The organism is Sphingobacterium psychroaquaticum, assembly GCF_004421025.1.
Lineage (GTDB): Bacteria > Bacteroidota > Bacteroidia > Sphingobacteriales > Sphingobacteriaceae > Sphingobacterium > Sphingobacterium psychroaquaticum.
The window spans coordinates 2,781,005-2,799,435 of the sequence record NZ_CP038029.1 but is presented as its reverse complement, the minus strand read 5'-3'; the positions used below and the strand labels follow the sequence as shown (position 1 = coordinate 2,799,435).

Genomic DNA, 18,431 nt, shown 5'->3' with positions numbered 1-18,431 from the left:
TTGAAATTGTTTGCTTTTTTAACCTTTATCTAATTCTCAGTTCTCCTCTAACGCTTTAACTTTCTACCTTCTTAACGCTCTTACTCTCGGTTCTCCTCTATGCCGGAGAGGCATGTTACTTTTTGCCGAAAAAGTAACCAAACCTCGTCGCTAGGAATTTTTGCAGGGTGGGATAGTACATGGGCAAATTTCTACAGATGCAAATATTCCTCAGGCGACATTCTGCTGTTAAGGAGGGTTAGAAGCTATACCGTAGTTATCAAATGAGCCTGCCTACCGCAGGCAGACAATGTCAGACCGATAAGCGATGTCACTCTGGACCTGTCGAAGTGCTGTCAAAACGTTCTCCTCTATGCCGGAGGGGCATGTTACTTTTTGCCGAAAAAGTAACCAAACCTCGTCGCTAGGAATTTTTGCAGGGTGAGATAGTGCATGGGCAAATTTCTACAGATGCAAATATTCCTCAGGCGACATTCTGCTGTTAAGGAGGGTTGGAAGCTATACCGTAGTTATCAAATGAGCCTGCCTACCGCAGGCAGACAATGTCAGACTGATAAGCGCTGTCACTCTGGACCTGTCGAAGTGCTGTCGAAACGTTCTCCTCTATGCCGGAGGGGCATGTTACTTTTTGCCGAAAAAGTAACCAAACCTCGTCGCTAGGAATTTTTGCAGGGTGGGATAGTGCATGGGCAAATTTCTACAGATGCAAATATTCCTCAGGCGACATTCTGCTGTTAAGGAGGGTTGGAAGCTATACCGTAGTTATCAAATGAGCCTGCCTACCACAGGCAGACAATGTCAGACCGATAAGCGATGTCACTCTGGACCTGTCGAAGTGCTGTCAAAACGTTCTCCTCTATGCCGGAGGGGCATGTTACTTTTTGCCGAAAAAGTAACCAAACCTCGTCGCTAGGAATTTTTGCAGGGTGAGATAGTGCATGGGCAAATTTCTACAAATGCAAATATTCCTCAGGCGACATCTTACTGTTTAGGGAGCGAGAAGCTACAATTTAGGATTTAATTAAAAGATACAAAATATAGCTCCGCTGAGCCCTTCGCGGTTTATGGCTCTACTAACTACCATCTACCAACTACTCCCTACAATCTACTAACAACAAACTACTAGCCACTTCGTCATGTCGACTTTGGAGACATCTAAACCCTATAAAAACAACATCTATACAAAAGGATGAATAGATAGTATGCTCCTCCCCAAATACCGGAGATGCGTCACTGCGAGAAGCGTAGCGACGTGGCGGTCTTTGTTTATTTATCTCCAGAAGATTGTCACACCTTCGTTCCTCAGGTTCGCAAAGACGTTTTTATTTTTTAGGAAAATCCTTACGAACTAATCAGATACAAAATATAGCTGCGCTGAGCCCTTCGCGGTTTATGGCTCTACCAACTACCAACTACTATCTACTAACTAAGAACAACAAACTACTCCCCACCAACTACGTAACTACTAACCACCAACCCGATACTGTACAGGCGTAAGCCCTACAATTGCTTTAAATGTTTTATGGAAACTGACAAAATTCTGAAACCCTGATTCAAAGCAGACTTCCTTAATTGCCATCTTTTCTTCCATCAGAAGTTTACAGGCGTGCGTGATACGCAACTCATTGATAAATTGAATTAATGTCTTACCCGTTTTTTGTTTAAAATATCGGCAGAAGGAGTTTTCAGTTAATCCAGCCAGTTGGGCGACATATTGAAGCTGAATTTTTTGCTTGTAATTGAGTCGTATATAGTCTAGGATCTTATTCATACGAAGGTAGTCCTCTTCTTGTTGAAAATTACTGTGACTTTCACTAATAAGAAGTTGTGCGTCCGTCTTCTGTCCAATGTAATCTAAGGTGTCCAGCAAGCTAAGCAATTGTTTGAAAGAGGAATGCGGTGATAATTGACGAAAGAAATCAGCAATGCAGGCATCATCTTCTGAAAAATAAAGGATGCGTTTAGCCCGTTGGTATCCTTGTTTTATAGCGGAAGATTCCTTGAGGGACCAGAAATCATTCCCCATAAAATCCGGTTTAAAGTGGATGACCCTAATATCCACTTTAGCGACAGCATCCGTCTGTAAAAACTCCTCATCAAAAAGCCAGTAATGGGGGATGTTGGAACCGATAAGCATGGAGTCTCCATCACTAAACTTAAAAATGCGATCCCCTGCAACGAAAGTTCCTTTTCCTTTGGTGATCTGGATAAATTCCAATTCATCATGGTAGTGCCACACATTATGATTCTGTGGCGCCCGATCGTGGCGAATTAAGATAGCACCCTGATCTTCCTGGATATGATTGAGACGCTGAATATGCATTGTGATAACGTATATATTCGTTATAAAATGTAAATATATCAGTTGTGTGGTAATATTGTTTATCTTTTTGGTAAAATAGTTCAATGATTCCTATTTACCACAACCTATTTTTACAATTCCAATATAATCCTATATGACAAAAACAAAAACTTACGGCTTGGCGATTGTTCTGATAACATCCCTTTTTTTCTTTTGGGGATTTATACATAACCTAGACCCAATCCTCATCAAGCATTTAAGGAGTGCGTTTAGTTTAACCCATTTTCAAGCGTCTCTCGTAGATTCCGCTGTTTTTATTGCCTATTTCGTATTGGCTATTCCTGCAGGTATCATTATGAAAAGATTTGGATACAAGGTCGGTATCGTCGTGGGGCTTTTGCTTTTTGCATTAGGTTGTTTCCTTTTTATTCCGGCAGCTAACACCATGAGTTATGCTTTTTTTCTCGGTGCCCTATTTGTCCTTTCTTGCGGCTTAACCATTTTAGAGACTGCTGCAAATCCATATATCACGGTACTAGGGGATCCTGCGAAGGCAACACAGCGCCTTAACTTTGCACAATCATTCAATGGTTTAGCGGCGTTCGTAGCGCCAATTGTCGGAGGGTATGTCATTCTTGCTGATGAACCTAAGTCAGCCGGTGAAATTGCTGATATGACGGAGCAAGCGCGTCTCGCTTACATACAGGCAGAAACCGCTTTGGTGAAAGGTCCATATCTTGTGTTGGGCTTAATAATCCTGCTTGTCGCCATGTTGTTTATCGTAACGAAATTACCTGAAATTCAAGAGGAGGAGGATGCGGTTGCTTCAAAAGGATTCTTTGGTGCGTTCAGACATAAGAATGTATCATGGGCTGTTGTAGCGCAGTTTTTTTATGTAGGTGCGCAGGTTTATGTGTTAAGTTTCTTATTGGTTTTTGCTGAAGATGCGTTACAAATGCATGGACAGGACGCGAAATACTACGCGGGTGCAGCGGGACTAGCTTTTATGATTGGTCGATTCGTAGGTTCCTTCTTTATGAAATTCATACAACCTTATAAGTTGCTGATGTTGTATAGTGTTTTTGCAGTTCTACTATGTGTATTGGTTATTTACGGCGAAGGTATCGTAACGCTATATGCGTTGGTCGGTATTGCCTTTTTTATGTCTATTATGTTTCCAACGATTTTTGCGATGGGCTTGGAAGGTACGGGAGCCGATACAAAATCGGCATCGAGCTTGATTATTATGTCCATCGTCGGCGGAGCGATCATTCCACCGTTGGCCAGTAAGGTAACTGATTTTAGTGGAAATGTGCACTTGTCATATTACGTGCCACTATTCTGTTTTATTGTAGTCCTGTTTTTTGCTTGGCGCAACAAAAGTGTAGCGGTACTTCCGGAATCGGTTTCCAGTACACGTAATGAGTTATAGAGACATAAAACATCTGTTGCTTACCTGTTTAAGATTAGCATATGAAAATGAAAACGTGCAAATAAAGTGTTAAAATAATATAAAATGCATAGATATACATTCGCATTAGATTTAGTAAACGATCCTGTATTAATCCAGGAGTACGAAGACTACCATCAAAATGTTTGGCCAGAAATCAAGGCATCAATCAGTGATGCTGGTGTTCTTCATATGGAAATATATCGGTTTGAAAATCGGCTGTTTATGATTATGGATGTTGATCAGGACTTTAGTTTTGATAAAAAGAGTGAAATGGATGCTAATAATCCTAAAGTGCAGGAATGGGAAAAGCTGATGTGGAAATATCAACAAGCGATTCCAGGGGCAAAACCAGGAGAGAAGTGGGTTTTAATGAAACAGATTTTTGAATTGTAAAAACACAAGGTGTTGTGTCTGATTAGTCCGTAGATAGTAGTTTGTTGTAGAGCCACAAGGTTTTGTGGCTAATTGGAAGGGATTAATTGGTAGATTGAAGAGACCCTTGTAGAGACAGTAGATGTAACTGCGATGAACCCTTCGGGGGTTGTGTTTATCGAAAAATAAAAATATGAGAAGAGAGAAGTTAGCTTATTTACAAATTCATACGAAAGACAATGTACTCGTTGCCTTACGTGATTTAGCCGAGGGAACAGCTATTTCTTTTGCTGGACAAGAATTTGTTCTTCGGGAAAAGGTGAAGGCCAAGCACAAGTTTACCATTGCCGCAATGCCAATGGACGAACCGGTATATATGTATGGTGTACTTGTAGGCAAGTTAAACTATGCGTTAGATGCTGGAGCGTTGATCTCAACCGAAAATTTGCGTCATGCGGCGGATGATTTTCACTTGGGAACACGGAAACTCGAATGGGATAAGCCCGATGTGTCAGCTTTTGTCGGTAAAACATTCAACGGGTTCCACCGTAGTAATGGCACCGTCGGTACCGCCAACCATTGGCTTGTTATACCGTTGGTTTTTTGTGAGAACAGAAACGTGTTGACCCTAAAAAAAGCGTTAGAGGAAAAACTCGGCTATCAAGTGGCGTCCAAGGACTATACGAATGAAGTCGACACTTTGATTCAGAAATATCAAGCCGGAGCATCTATGGATGATCTGCTTCAGATCGATTTGTCCAATTCAGCTGAAGGAAAACAAAAAAGCAAGCTTTTCGCCAACGTGGATGGTGTGAAATTCCTGAACCACGATATGGGATGCGGCGGGACACGTATGGACTCGGATGCCCTTTGCGGACTATTAGCAGGTTATGTTACGCATCCAAATGTCGCAGGAGCCACCATCTTAAGCCTTGGTTGCCAGCACGCACAAGCCTCCATCTTACGCGATGAGATTGCAAAGCGAGATCCTAATTTTGATAAACCGCTATATGTTTTTGAGCAGCAGTTGGAAGGAACTGAGCAAGAGCTCATGCATAAAGCAATAAAAGCAACCTTTGCGGGACTAGCGCAGGCAAATCAACAGGAGCGAAAGCCCGCAACGCTCGATAAACTATGCATCGGACTGGAATGTGGTGGGTCGGATGGCTTCTCCGGTATATCGGCCAATCCTGCACTAGGGTTCTTGTCGGATATTCTTGTAACACTTGGAGGCTCCGTTATACTGGCTGAATTTCCAGAGCTTTGTGGTGTGGAGCAAGAGCTTAGCGATCGTTGTATCGATGAAGATACAGCGCAGAAATTTATGTCTCTGATGCAGGTGTACAATGCGAAGGCAGAAGCCGATGGTTCCGGATTTTATATGAACCCTTCGCCAGGGAATATTCGTGATGGTTTGATTACAGATGCAATAAAATCAGCTGGCGCAGCAAAAAAAGGAGGAACTTCGCCGGTGACCGCTGTCGTAGATTATCCGGAGTTGGCCAATGCGCCTGGGCTGAATTTGTTGTGTACGCCGGGTAATGATGTGGAAAGTACAACAGCCGAAGTGGCTGCCGGTGCTACTATCGTTTTGTTTACAACAGGACTGGGAACACCTACAGGAAACCCGATTACGCCAGTTGTTAAGCTATCAACCAATACGCCAGTTTACGAGCGAATGCCTGATATTATCGATATAAACTGTGGTACGATTATCGATGGCGAAGAAACGATAGAGGAGGCTGCTCATCGTATTTTAGACTATGTAATTCGTGTAGCGAGTGGAGAGGAACAACCTAAAGCGGTGCAATTGGGACAGGATGATTTCATTCCATGGCGTCGTGGAGTGTCTTTGTAAGAACGTATTAATTAGAAAATAATGTTGAAATTAGAAAATAAAGTAGCTATTATTACAGGCGGAGGCAGTGGAATTGGTCGCGCGATTGCGGAACTTTTTGCTGCTGAAGGGGCATTTGTACATATTTTAGATCTGAATGTCAGCGGTGCGCAAGCAGTTGTTGATGGGATACAGAATACAGGCGGAAACGCAAAAGTACATGCTTGTAATGTTGCAAATCAGGAAGAGGTTATTTCCATTGTAGGCGCTATCGGTCGGGTAGATGTATTGGTCAACAATGCCGGTATTGCGCATGTCGGAAATTTGGAAAACTGCCAAGAAGCAGATTTTGAGAAGGTTTTTGCGGTGAACGTAAAAGGGGCATACAACACCTTATTTGCGGTCGTTCCCGGAATGAAAGCAAATGGCGGAGGAGCGATTTTGAACTTAGCGTCTATCGCTGCGGTGGTCGGTATTAGTGATCGGTTTGCCTATTCCATGAGTAAGGGCGCCATCTATGCGATGAGTATGTCGGTGGCACGTGATTATATGGCGCATAATATCCGTTCAAACTCGATTTCACCCGCACGCGTACATACGCCTTTTGTGGATGGTTTTATTGCTAAAAACTACCCCGGAAAGGAAGAAGAGATGTTTGCTAAATTATCGAGCTCACAACCCATCGGCCGCATGGCGAAACCTGAAGAAATTGCTAAATTAACACTGTTCCTTTGCAGCGAGGATGCGGCTTTCATCACGGGGAATGATTACCCGATAGATGGAGGTTTTATAAAATTGAACAACTAGACTAATAAAATAATCCTCATGATCCGCTTAAATGACGGGATGTAGGGAAAAGAAAAACAACACTATGAAATTAATACGTTTTGGTACCTTCGGAAAGGAAAAAATTGGTGTACAGATTGACGATGTAAACTACGATGTATCAGCTTTAGGAGTTGATTACAACGAGCAGTTTTTTGAAGAAGGAGGCTTGGAGCGCCTGCAAGCTTTTGTTGCAGAAAATGCCGGTAAACTTCCGGTTGTTCCTGCGGGAACTCGCTTGGGAGCACCATTTGCTCGTCCTTCGAAAATTGTTTGTATCGGATTGAATTATAAAGATCACGCTGCTGAAACGGGAGCAAAGATTCCGGAGGAACCGATCATCTTTATGAAATCCACCACAGCGCTTGTTGGACCAAACGACCAGGTTGTTATACCTAAGAATTCGCAAAAAACAGACTGGGAGGTAGAATTCGGTATTGTGATCGGTAAGAAAGCTTCTTATGTAACGGAGGCAGAAGCATTGGATTATGTAGCGGGTTATGTGTTACACAACGATGTGTCAGAACGTGAATTCCAGATTGAAAGAGGTGGTACATGGGATAAGGGTAAAGGTTGTGATACCTTCGCACCAATGGGACCATTTATGGCAACAGCCGATGAAATTCCAGATATTAATAATGTACGTCTTTGGTTAAAAGTAAACGGTAAAATGTACCAAGATGGAAATACCAGCAACCTGATATTCTCGGTACCGCATATCGTATCGTACGTATCCCAGTTTATGACCCTTTTACCGGGGGATGTAATTTCTACGGGAACACCAGCAGGTGTTGGTTTAGGCTTCAACCCACCGATTTACTTGCAGCCTGGTGATGTCGTAGAGCTGGGGGCTGATTATTTAGGCGTATCTCGTCAAGAGGTTATCGCGTACACACAAGGATAAGAATATGCGGATAGATGCCCACCAACATTTTTGGATTTTCGACCCGGTTCGTGACGCTTGGATTACGGAAAAGATGTCGGCTATTCGTCGTAACTTTTTGCCGACCGATTTATCATTCGCTTTGAAGGAGAATCGGATCGATGGCGTGATTGCTGTGCAAGCGGATCAGTCGACCGACGAAACTCAGTTTTTGGTGGATCTATCAACGATGTATGCCATGATTAAAGGTGTGGTAGGTTGGGTCGATTTGCGTTCGCCGCAAGTCGCCGAACAGCTTGCATACTTCAGTCAGTATAAAATAATTAAAGGGTACCGCCATATTATTGAAGCCGAAGCGGATGCTGATTTTTTAATGCAACCGTCCTTCTTAAATGGAATCAAGCAATTGACCGAATACAACTATACCTACGATTTGTTAATTGCGCCTCGACATTACGCGAGTACACTGGCTTGTGTCGAGGCCAATCCAAATCAACAGTTTGTTTTGGATCATATGGCGAAGCCAAATATCAGAGATAAAGCGTTTGATACATGGGCATCCTTTATGGAAAAGCTGGCTGCGTTTCCTAATGTTTATTGTAAAGTCTCGGGATTGGCCGTAGAAGCGCAATGGCCGGACTGGGAACTGGATGATTTTGTTCCCTATATTGACCATGCTGTTGCTACTTTTGGTAAGGATCGCTTGATGTATGGTTCCGACTGGCCCGTCAGTTTGGTGGCGGCAAGCTATGCTGAGAGTATCGCCATTGCAGATCATGCGTTAAAGGGATTTACACCGGAAGAACAGTTCGCATTTTGGGGCGGCAATGCGGCACATTTTTACAAGTTTAAGAATTCATAATGAACCTAAATATTAAAGACAAAGTATTTATCGTGACCGGTGGTGCTAAAGGTATCGGTCGTGCTGTTGTTATTTCGCTCGCAAAAGAGGGAGCTATTCCTGTTATTGTCGGACGTAAACAAGCCGACAACCTGTTGGTGCAGGCCGAAGTAGAAGCATTGGGCGGAAAGGCACTAAGTATTGAAGCTGAGCTGTCTGATCCCGAAGCGAGTGCATACGCGGTTAAGGAGACGTTGGCTGTATTTGGGCGTATTGATGGTTTGGTGAATAATGCCGGACACAATGATGGAGTAGGGCTTGCCTCTGGTAATTATGAAGGCTTTGTTGCATCGTTGCACAAAAATCTAATTCATTATTACCTCATGGCGCATCATGCACTGGATGCGTTGAAAAGTAGTAAGGGGAGTATTGTAAATATCAGTTCCAAAACGGCCGAGACAGGACAAGGGGGGACGTCTGCCTATGCCGCATCGAATGGCGGAAGAAATGCCCTTACTCGGGAATGGGCGGTAGAGCTTTTACCTTTCCAGATCCGCGTTAATGCAATCGTGGTGGCGGAGTGTGCTACACCGCAATATGATAGCTGGATACAAACTTTGGATAATCCGGAAGAAGTATTGGAGAAAATAACGGCGCGTATACCGTTGGAAAATAGAATGACAACAGCAGAGGAGATTGCGGATACGACGGTCTTTTTATTGTCCGATAAATCGAGCCATACCACGGGGCAACTTATTCATGTCGATGGGGGCTATGTTCATCTGGATCGTTCCTTAATTAAGGAGCCTTCAAACTAATGATAATTAGCGTGTAATAAAATTGATGATAGAAAAAGAAGTTTACATCTCGAACGATAAATATAACCTCCGTATTGGGTATCAGGAGGTCGACCATTTGCGTGCAGAACTCAATCGGATGAGTATGGACTTTTGGGGATTCGATTTCGAGAATTACTATCAATCCGGATATTGGGATAAAACCTGTATTCTTTATTCGCTTTTTGATGGCGACCAGATGGTCGCACATACAACCTTAAGTATCTTAGAAACAACAACAGGTGGTGAGGTGTTACAGTTGGGGCAAATTGGTACGGTAATGACGGCTGCTAATTACCAAAGAAAAGGTCTTGCACGTTTTCTTATGGAAGAGATTCAACACGATTATCAGGATGTTTTGGATGGTTATTTTCTATTTGCGAACGAGACGGTATTGGATTTTTATCCGAAGTTTGGCTTTACACCCGTAGCGGAATATCAACCGACCTTATCGATCCTTTCGGGGAACACTCCGGCCAACAAAGCGACGAGATTGAATCTGGATCTGGAGACAGATCGTTTGCTGTTTGAACGTTATGTTACGGATACCAAGGCGACATCTCGTTTCTATACCCGTAATTTTGGACTTACTTTTTTTTATTGTTATGCGTACCCTGACTTTGGCTTTAAGGACGCTATATACTTCCTCCCACAGCTAGATACCGTTGTCGTAGCACAATATGAGGAGGACACACTCCATGTGTTTGAGATTTTTCAGAAACGGGAGGTGTCGCTTAGGGAGGTGATACAAATACTCGCTACTCGTGAAACTCGTCGGGTAGTTTTTGGGTTCACCCCGCAGACTGATCTTCCTGTCGACCTCCACCAGTACAAAGAAGAGGATTTGACGTTGTTTGTGACGGAACGATTGGTCGGGTTATTTACCCACGAAAAGTTGATGGTACCTTTGCTATCGCACACATAAACGGTGTGTATCTAACAGGTTAGCCAACCGATAATTTCTGTTGACCCCTTGCGGATTTGGATATATTCCGTTATTTTTATCAAAATCCTGCACTTTTGTAGGTGCTAAGGTTCTCGTTTATAGGGAGAAACATTACTGCCTGATAGGCGAGGGACCTTATGATTACATGAAATAGAACTGCAATAGATTGAAATTCAACGAATTTGGCTTTATTCCAACACTGGAAGAAGGTCTTGATAGTATGGGCTTTGTGGAGGCTACTCCAATTCAAGAACAGGCGATTCCTGTTGTGTTAGAAAAAAAAGACCTTATTGCCTGTGCGCAAACGGGAACTGGAAAAACAGCGTCCTATTTGTTACCTATCTTAAATATGATAGGAGAAAATCCAAAAGAACATATTTATGCCCTTATCCTTGCTCCAACAAGAGAATTAGCGCTCCAGATTGATCAACAGATTATGGGCTTGAGCTACTTTACAGGAGCAACATCCATTGCCGTGTATGGCGGTGGGGATGGTATGGGCTATGAGCAGCAAAGACGTGCACTTCAAGAGGGCGCCAATATCGTGGTAGCGACACCGGGACGTTTGTTGGCGCATATGTCTGGTGGTAAGGTGGACTTTAGTAAGCTTAAATGTGTGGTGCTTGACGAAGCAGATCGGATGTTGGATATGGGATTCCATGAGGATATCATGCGGATTATTACGGCGTTGCCACAAGAAAGGCAAGGGCTTTTGTTTTCGGCGACCATGCCGCCTAAAATCCGGACGTTAGCAAAGAAGATATTGGTAGATCCTTCGGAGGTAAATATTGCGATATCGAAGCCTTCGGCGGGGATTGATCAGCAGGCATACCTAGTGTATGATGAGCAGAAAGCAGCTTTATTGAAACATATCCTAAGCAATGATACCTACAGCAGTATTATTATCTTCTCTTCAAAGAAGGATATGGTGAAGAAGCTTGCTGCAGAACTCCAGCGCAAAAAGGTATCGGTAGAAGGATTTCATTCCGATTTGGATCAAGCGCAGCGGGAAGCGATTATGGCTCGCTTTCGCGCCAAACAACTTCGTATATTGATTGGTACCGATGTGATATCTCGTGGTATCGATATTGAAGGGATCAGCTTGGTTGTCAACTATGATGTACCGCCAGATCCGGAAGATTATGTACACCGGATTGGTCGTACCGCACGGGCAGCTACAACAGGTACGGCAATTACTTTTATCAACGATAAGGATCAACATCGGTTTGCCCGTATTGAGCAGCTAATTGAAAGTGAGGTGCCAAAGATGCCGTTACCGGAAGGTTTTGAAGCGGGACCGGTTTATGATCCGAAGAAAAGCGGAAAGAAAAAACGTAATTCTTTCAAAAAGAAAAAACCGAACCGCAAGCCAACAGGAGAGAACAGTGGTGCCCATGGCGTAGCAGCAACAGCAGCACCTGTGGTGGCTTCTGTTGTAACAGGAGAGGCGCAAGCAAATGGAGGTGAGGTTGCAAAATCAACGAAGCCTAAGCGTCGCTTTAATCGCCCAAAACGACCGAAGAATAGCGAAGGAACGGAGTAGATTGTAGGGGGAGCTTGTAGTCTGTAGTTGGTTGTTAGTAGTTGGTAGATCGTAGGAAATAGTTTGTAGGTTAGTAGAGCCACAAGATTTTGTGGCTAATGATTATAAAACGTCTTTGCGAACCTGAGGAACGAAGGTGTGGCAATCGTCTGGAGATAAATAAACAAAGATTGCCTTGTCATTGTGCTTCTCGCAGTGACGTAGCTTCGTGTTTCTGGGCGTAGCGTACTGTCTCACACTTTTTAGCGTAAGTACTTATAGTGTTTAGATGTCTCCAGAGTCGACATGACGAAGTGGGTAGTTGGTCGAAAGTAGGGCCATAAACCCCGGAGGGCTCAGCGCAACTAAATCTTGTTACTAGTAGTTAGTAGGGGTTAGTTGGTCGTTGATAGTTAGTACTTATATTCTGGCTTCCCTTAACAGCTAGATGTCGCCTGAGGAATATTTGCGATCTGTAGTAATTTGCCCAGACACTGTCCATTCCTTGCAAAAATTCCTAGCGACGAGGTTTGGTTACTTTTTCGGTAAAAAGTAACATGCCCTTCCGGCATAGAGGAACAAGTGACAAATCCTCTCTATGATCTATCAACATTTTACTGAATGGATTGTTTATGTTTGTACCTTTTTGGAATAAGTACTTATAGTGTTTAGATGTCTCCAGAGTCGACATGACGAAGTGGGTAGTTGGTCGTTAGGAGAGAGTAGCTTGTTGGTCGAAAGTAGAGCCATAAACCCAGGAGGGCTCAGCGCAAGTAAATCTTGTTACTAGTAGTTAGTAGGGGTTAGTTGGTCGTTGGTAGTTAGTACTTATATTCTGGCTTCCCTTAACAGCTAGATGTCGCCTGAGGAATATTTGCGATCTGTAGTAATTTGCCCAGACACTGTCCATTCCTTGCAAAAATTCCTAGCGACGAGGTTTGGTTACTTTTTCGGTAAAAAGTAACATGCCCTTCCGGCATAGAGGAATAAGTAGGATGCCCTTCCGGCATAGAGGAATAAGTAACAAATCCTCTCTATGATCTATCAATATTTTACTCAATCGATTGCTTGTGTTTGTTCCTTGCTGATACATAAGAAATTTGGTAAGCTTGTAAGACAGAAGCAACTAAACCTATTCTTTATGCGAAGTAAAAATCGATTGTGGCGTCATTTTTTGTTTTTTGGACTTATTTCAACAACGTCCTTGAGCTATGCCCAAGTAAGACCTACCGTACCTGAACGATTTCAAGAGCTACCTGATCCAACCGTAGATACGTTATCAGATTGGTCGGCGATAGAAAAAGGACTTCATTCCTCCTTTGTTACTATAGATAAACGTTTTCCAAAATCTGTAGCACCCAATTTTAGACCGCAAGCAATACAAAGCGTATCTGGATGGAAAGGCGAACGTGTTTCAGTTCAGGTTTTGCTGTGGACAAGCAGTCCGATTCAAGGAGCACAGGTTGCAGTAACGTCATTTAAGTCAAAGGATGCTACACTACCTAAATCCATTGCTTCGACCCATTTCGTAAGGTATGTGATGACCGATGAATTTGGACCGGGGTGCGGGTATCGTAAACCGCAAGATTTTGCGGCTTCACTTGCTCCGGATATGTTGGATAATCTGTCTTCATTTGATTTAGAAGGCAAGAAAGTTCGTCCGGTATGGGTGACTATCGATATCCCTCGAACAGCCAAAGCCGGTGTTTATAAAGCGGATGTCGAAGTGTCAGCAAAAGGAGAAACCATGCAGAAGCTGAATCTTGAGGTCGAGGTTATCGGTCAGTCATTACCAGCACCTCAGGCGTGGTCATTTCACTTGGATCAATGGCAACATCCGTCAGCTGTCGCGCGTGTATTAGGTGTGCCGGTATGGAGCAAAGCTCATTTCGATGCGATGAAGCCAACGATGAAAATGTTGGCTGATGCAGGTCAAAAGGTTATTACAGCGACATTGAACAAAGATCCTTGGAATGTGCAAACCTATGATCCGTATGCCGATATGATTACCTGGAAGAAAGACGCCAATGGGAAATGGTCCTATGATTATACGGTATTTGACAAATGGGTGCAGTTTATGATGGATCTTGGAATTACCAAAATGATCAATTGCTATTCCATTGTGCCGTGGAATAATGAAATCCATTATACCGATGCAGGGCAGAGTAAGGTAATCAATGTTGTTGCAAAACCTGGTACGCCGATATTCGAAGAGCTTTGGACACCTTTCTTAAAGGATTTTGTTAACCACCTGAAACAAAAAGGATGGCTAGAAAGAACAAATATTGCAGTTGACGAGCGTTCGCGCGAAGAGATGGATGGTGCTTTAGCGCTTATTCAACGTGTAGCTCCAGAACTGGGAGTGTCGTATGCGGATAATCAAAAAACCTACCAGCGTTATCCCAATAGCGACGATATCAGCATTGCGGCAAACCATCCCTTTTCGCAGGAAGATTTGGCGGATCGTAAAGCAAGAGGGCTAAACACATCCTTTTATATCTGTTGTAGTGATGGGTTTCCAAATCAGTTTACTTTTTCTGACCCGGCAGAATCTACTTATTTAGCTTGGTACGCAGAGGCCGCTAATTTCGATGGACTGTTGCGGTGGGCCTACAATTCATGGGTTGAAAATCCGGTGCAGGACTCACGCTTTAGGACGTGGCCAGCGGGCGATACCTATATTGTATACCCGCATGATCGTAGCTCTATCCGTTATGAAAGAATGTTAGAGGGTATCCAAGATTATGAGAAGGTACAGCTCGTGAAAAAAGCGCTGTTGAAAAAAGGGGATGCGGACAACTTAGCGAAGCTTAAAGAGGCGATTTCAAAGTTAAATACCGCAGAGCGGAAAGCGGGGTGGAATGAAAACTTAAATGAAGCAAAAAAACTGTTGAATGATCTCTCGAGACAGTTGGTGTTAAAATAAAATATTTAGGGTCGCTCTTGATGGGCGACCCTAAATATTTACGCTAACCTTTGCGCAAATATTTGGTTAGAATAACAATGGTTTGTCCTTCTACTTTTCCTTCAATTTGCTCGACATTATCCGGGACGAGGCGGATATTTTTAACCACCGTACCCAATTTTGCTGATATAGAGGATCCTTTTACATCCAATGTTTTAATTAAAACAACGGTATCGCCTTCATAGAGACGTGTTCCATTGCTGTCTTGGTGAAATGACACGGTACCATCTTGCTCGTGATCACCTGTTTTCTTTGCCCATTCCAAAAGCGTGTCATCCAAATAAAGGATATCCAGATTGTCAGCCGCCCAGCCTTCATTACGGAAGCGATTTAACATCCGCCAAGCCACCACTTGCACAGGAGCATGCTCTGACCACATTGTTTCACCTAACACCTTCCAGTGATCCGCTTGAATTTGTTCCCGCTTTTCAATTTGATCCAGGCAGGTGCTACACACTAAGATAGCATTGTCTGCTGTTGTTTGTTCCGCCGGAGGAACACTATAAACTGATAGATTATTTCCACCCAAACAGAGCTCACATGCTTGATTTCCGCGTTCTAAAAGTTGAGATTCTAAAGACATTATACATGTATTGATTAAAGCCCGAAGGTACTAAAAATTAACGACAACGCCGATTTTGTCTCTATGGCTTGATTCTTGACGAAAAATTTGTAATATTGAAAGAAAATACTAGACAAGTAACTGACGTACTAAATCAAGGAATTATGAAATGGCAAGGCGCCCGCAGAAGCGGTAATGTTGAAGATAAACGAGGTATGAGTGGAGGCAAGAAATTGGCCTTTGGTGGTATCGGAGGGATTATCGTGTTAATCATTGGCTTCCTGATGGGGGGCGATCCCATGCAGTTACTTAACCAAGCACAGCAAAGTGGTTTGGGATCCACGACTACACAAGGTGAGTATGTATCAAGCCCTGAGGAAGACAATTTACTCGCCTTTACGGATGTCGTTTTAGCAAGTACGGAAGATGTTTGGAGCAGCATTTTTAAGCAAAGCGGAAAGAACTATCCAATCCCTAAACTTACCGTCTACAATGGGGCTATAGAGACCGCGGGTTGTGGTACCGGACAAGCGCATTTTGGACCTTTCTACTGTCCGGGCGATCAAAAGATATACTTAGATCTAAGCTTTAATAAAGAGCTAACCCAGAAATACGGTGCAAAGGGGGAGTTTGCATTAGCGTATGTTATTGCGCATGAGGTAGGTCATCACATTCAGAATGTGTTAGGTGTACTCGATCAAACGAATGCATTACGCGCAAAGATGAGCGAGCGGGAGTACAATAAAGTGTCGGTTATGACTGAATTGCAAGCTGATTTTTATGCGGGCGTATGGGCACACCACTTGCAAAAACAAACCAAGATTGAAATTACCTACGATGATATTTTAGATGGTATGCGCGCAGCGGCGGCAGTAGGGGATGACCACTTACAAGAGCAAGCTTACGGTAAGTCAAATCCTGAATCCTTTACACATGGTACGTCAGAGCAACGTGTATATTGGTTTAAAAAAGGATATGAAACGGGGGATGTGAACGCAGGGAATACTTTTGGGGACCGAAGTTTACAGTAAAAGCCTGTCTTTTGATCCGCGATGTTCGTAACTTTGTGAAAATTGTTATGCAATGATAGTTCGATCTAGAGGTACCATTTTACGGATGTTGTTTTCTTGGAAGGGATCTGTTCTCAAAAAGATTTACCCCAATTTATTGCTTTTGTTTGCATTCTCTTGGGGTGTTTACTTTTACCATAAATACACCCCAAATACCGATTTTCCTTTGAATGTGACGGTGTTCACCCTGATGGGGATCTCGTTGGCTATATTCTTGGGTTTCTGTAATTCTGCTGCTTATGATCGCTTTTGGGAGGGACGTAAACTATGGGGAAGCCTCGTTATACACACCCGTTCTTTAGCTTTCCAGATTCAAAATTATTGTGGTACTTCCAAAAGAGAACAGGGGTATAGCATTGACCTGATTATTGCATTCACCTATGCACTCAATGGGCAACTTCGCAGCAAGGATATGATGACAGAGATGCGTCGCTTACTACCGGCAGAGTTTTGTGATACGTTAGCGACCAAAAGATATAAACCCGCAGTGATCCTGAATGAGCTCACCAGGTGGCTGCAGGACCAACAGAAAGCTGGCTACATCGATTCTATAGAGAAAGTACGAATCGACCAAAATATCAATGAACTATCGTCTATATTAGGGGGCTGTGAGCGGATTTTACATACGCGCATTCCTTTTGTTTATTTCGTTTTATTACACCGTACAGTTTATCTTTATTGTTTTCTGTTGCCTTTTGGATTGATTGATACCATTAGCTGGGCCATGCCTTTCTTTGTAACCTTTGTGGCGTATTCTTTTATCGCTTTGGATGCTATTGTGGCAGAAATTGCCGAGCCTTTTGGGTATGAGGAAAATGATCTGGCACTCGATAATATGAGTCAGAATATTGAATACAGCTTATGCGAACTGGTGGGTAAACCACTTCCGCAGGTGACAGAACCTAACGCTAATTTTATTTTGAGTTAATCGGTTTTTACTGAACCAAAAGGTTGCAACCACGAATATCGCTGTTATCAAAGCGACCTAGTATTTCGAATAAGCCGCCAGGGTGATGTTTGCCCAGATCCTGTGTGGCAATGAAAGCACAAGAATAGTAATTCGCTAAGTCAATTACATTGATGGCACCAGTCTTTTGTTGGTCGATTAACGTAAGTGGATCATTTGTGTCGCGAATCAGGATTCTCATCCATGGGGGAGTGTCAAATAAACCATCTCCTTTAGAATAACCTTGCGAAAGCAACTCCGTCATGCCATATTCCGAATGAATTTTAGGAACTCCAAAACCTGAACATAATATGTGGTGTAGCTCCTCGCGGATCATTTCTTTCCGTTGTCCCTTCATGCCTCCCGTTTCCATGACGATAAGCTCCGGGAAATCGATAGTATAGGCTTCGCAAAAATCAAGTAGTGCATAGGTAACACCAATTAAAATTGTCTTTTTTCCTTGTTGCTTAAGCTGTTCCAAGGTCGTAAACAAATCGCCATGGTTATATAGAAAGTACCCTGACTCCGGTTGTTTGCTTTGTTTTATCAGGTCATCAACCATGTAGATCAGTGAAGAACCTGTGCGTTCAAGATAATTGGGGAGTAAAGCCAGAAAGACAGTATCTGCTGCCGATCCATAGAACATCTCGAAACACTGCCGAAAGCTCCGCTCATAGTAGTCGAGGTCAGCCACATGATGCTTACTGGTTGACATCCCCGTAGTGCCCGAGCTCGAAAAAGTGATAGCGGGAATGCTCTCAGTGGAGGTAACACGCTGCGTTTTGAAAAATTCGATCGGTAAGAATGGAATTTCCGTATAGTGTGTGATGCTATCTGTTCTTTTCCCGAGTAGATCAACGTAATTTCGATAGATTGGATTTTGTTGATACTGGAAATGAAATATCTCAATACATACGGTATTGAAGTCGTTTTCATTCGTAATGGAAAAGATTTTATCAAGCATATTCAACACATGAAAAATGTACAACGGGTGCGTACTTTGTTAAAAATAAGGCTGTCTAAAAACGTCTCCTGAAGATTGCTACGCCTTCGTTCCTCAAGTTCGCAATG

15 protein-coding genes are annotated in these 18,431 nt (G+C 43.1%); 12 read left to right on the top strand and 3 right to left on the bottom strand.

The genetic code is table 11. From position 1 onward, the window contains the following. Positions 1-1,465: 1,465 nt before the first annotated feature. A complete protein-coding gene (locus tag E2P86_RS11900; RefSeq protein ID WP_134433273.1) occupies positions 1,466-2,323 on the bottom strand; it encodes an AraC family transcriptional regulator in 858 nt (285 codons plus the stop codon). A gap of 133 nt (positions 2,324-2,456) precedes the next feature. Between E2P86_RS11900 and fucP the strand changes: the two genes are divergently transcribed. The 10 genes from fucP (at position 2,457) to E2P86_RS11850 (ending at position 14,743) form a co-directional block, all read left to right on the top strand. After that, positions 2,457-3,734: an L-fucose:H+ symporter permease gene (fucP, locus tag E2P86_RS11895; protein WP_134433271.1), complete on the top strand. Its 1,278-nt coding sequence runs from the start codon at positions 2,457-2,459 to the stop codon at positions 3,732-3,734. Positions 3,735-3,818: 84 nt separating this feature from the next. Next, on the top strand, positions 3,819-4,148 hold the full coding sequence (locus E2P86_RS11890; RefSeq protein WP_085471440.1) for an L-rhamnose mutarotase: 330 nt from the start codon (positions 3,819-3,821) through the stop codon (positions 4,146-4,148). Positions 4,149-4,320: 172 nt separating this feature from the next. Beyond that, the gene (locus E2P86_RS11885) at positions 4,321-5,985 is read left to right on the top strand and encodes a UxaA family hydrolase (RefSeq protein WP_134433269.1); all 1,665 of its coding nucleotides are present in this window, start codon (positions 4,321-4,323) and stop codon (positions 5,983-5,985) included. 21 nt (positions 5,986-6,006) lie between these two features. Beyond that, positions 6,007-6,771, top strand: a complete 765-nt coding sequence (locus tag E2P86_RS11880; protein ID WP_134433267.1) for an SDR family NAD(P)-dependent oxidoreductase — start codon at positions 6,007-6,009, stop codon at positions 6,769-6,771. A gap of 64 nt (positions 6,772-6,835) precedes the next feature. After that, a complete protein-coding gene (locus E2P86_RS11875) occupies positions 6,836-7,693 on the top strand; it encodes a fumarylacetoacetate hydrolase family protein (protein ID WP_134433265.1) in 858 nt (285 codons plus the stop codon). A gap of 4 nt (positions 7,694-7,697) precedes the next feature. Continuing rightward, entirely contained in the window at positions 7,698-8,534 is an 837-nt protein-coding gene (locus E2P86_RS11870) for an amidohydrolase family protein (RefSeq protein WP_134433263.1), read from the top strand. Next, on the top strand, positions 8,534-9,331 hold the full coding sequence (locus E2P86_RS11865) for an L-fucose dehydrogenase (protein ID WP_134433261.1): 798 nt from the start codon (positions 8,534-8,536) through the stop codon (positions 9,329-9,331). The genes E2P86_RS11870 and E2P86_RS11865 overlap by 1 nt, the downstream gene beginning before the upstream one ends. Positions 9,332-9,356: 25 nt before the next feature. After that, complete coding sequence (locus E2P86_RS11860) at positions 9,357-10,274, top strand: GNAT family N-acetyltransferase (protein WP_134433259.1); 918 nt, start codon at positions 9,357-9,359, stop codon at positions 10,272-10,274. Positions 10,275-10,461: 187 nt separating this feature from the next. Continuing rightward, the gene (locus tag E2P86_RS11855) at positions 10,462-11,838 is read left to right on the top strand and encodes a DEAD/DEAH box helicase (RefSeq protein ID WP_134433257.1); all 1,377 of its coding nucleotides are present in this window, start codon (positions 10,462-10,464) and stop codon (positions 11,836-11,838) included. 1,120 nt (positions 11,839-12,958) lie between these two features. Next, entirely contained in the window at positions 12,959-14,743 is a 1,785-nt protein-coding gene (locus tag E2P86_RS11850; protein WP_134433255.1) for a DUF4091 domain-containing protein, read from the top strand. A 43-nt stretch (positions 14,744-14,786) separates the two neighbouring features. Here E2P86_RS11850 and E2P86_RS11845 read toward each other — a convergent pair whose 3' ends face one another. Beyond that, positions 14,787-15,365 carry a PhnA domain-containing protein gene (locus tag E2P86_RS11845; RefSeq protein ID WP_134433253.1) on the bottom strand — a complete coding sequence of 193 codons (579 nt, stop codon included), beginning with the start codon at positions 15,363-15,365 and terminating at the stop codon, positions 14,787-14,789. A 143-nt stretch (positions 15,366-15,508) separates the two neighbouring features. Here E2P86_RS11845 and ypfJ point away from each other — a divergent pair, with 143 nt between their 5' ends. Beyond that, complete coding sequence (ypfJ, locus tag E2P86_RS11840; protein ID WP_134433251.1) at positions 15,509-16,375, top strand: KPN_02809 family neutral zinc metallopeptidase; 867 nt, start codon at positions 15,509-15,511, stop codon at positions 16,373-16,375. 52 nt (positions 16,376-16,427) lie between these two features. Then, entirely contained in the window at positions 16,428-17,342 is a 915-nt protein-coding gene (locus E2P86_RS11835) for a bestrophin family protein (protein ID WP_085471449.1), read from the top strand. Positions 17,343-17,349: 7 nt separating this feature from the next. On the opposite strand, the gene E2P86_RS11830 is transcribed toward E2P86_RS11835, so the two are convergent. Continuing rightward, a complete protein-coding gene (locus E2P86_RS11830; protein ID WP_134433249.1) occupies positions 17,350-18,324 on the bottom strand; it encodes a LuxE/PaaK family acyltransferase in 975 nt (324 codons plus the stop codon). Between the last annotated feature and the right edge of the window lie 107 nt (positions 18,325-18,431).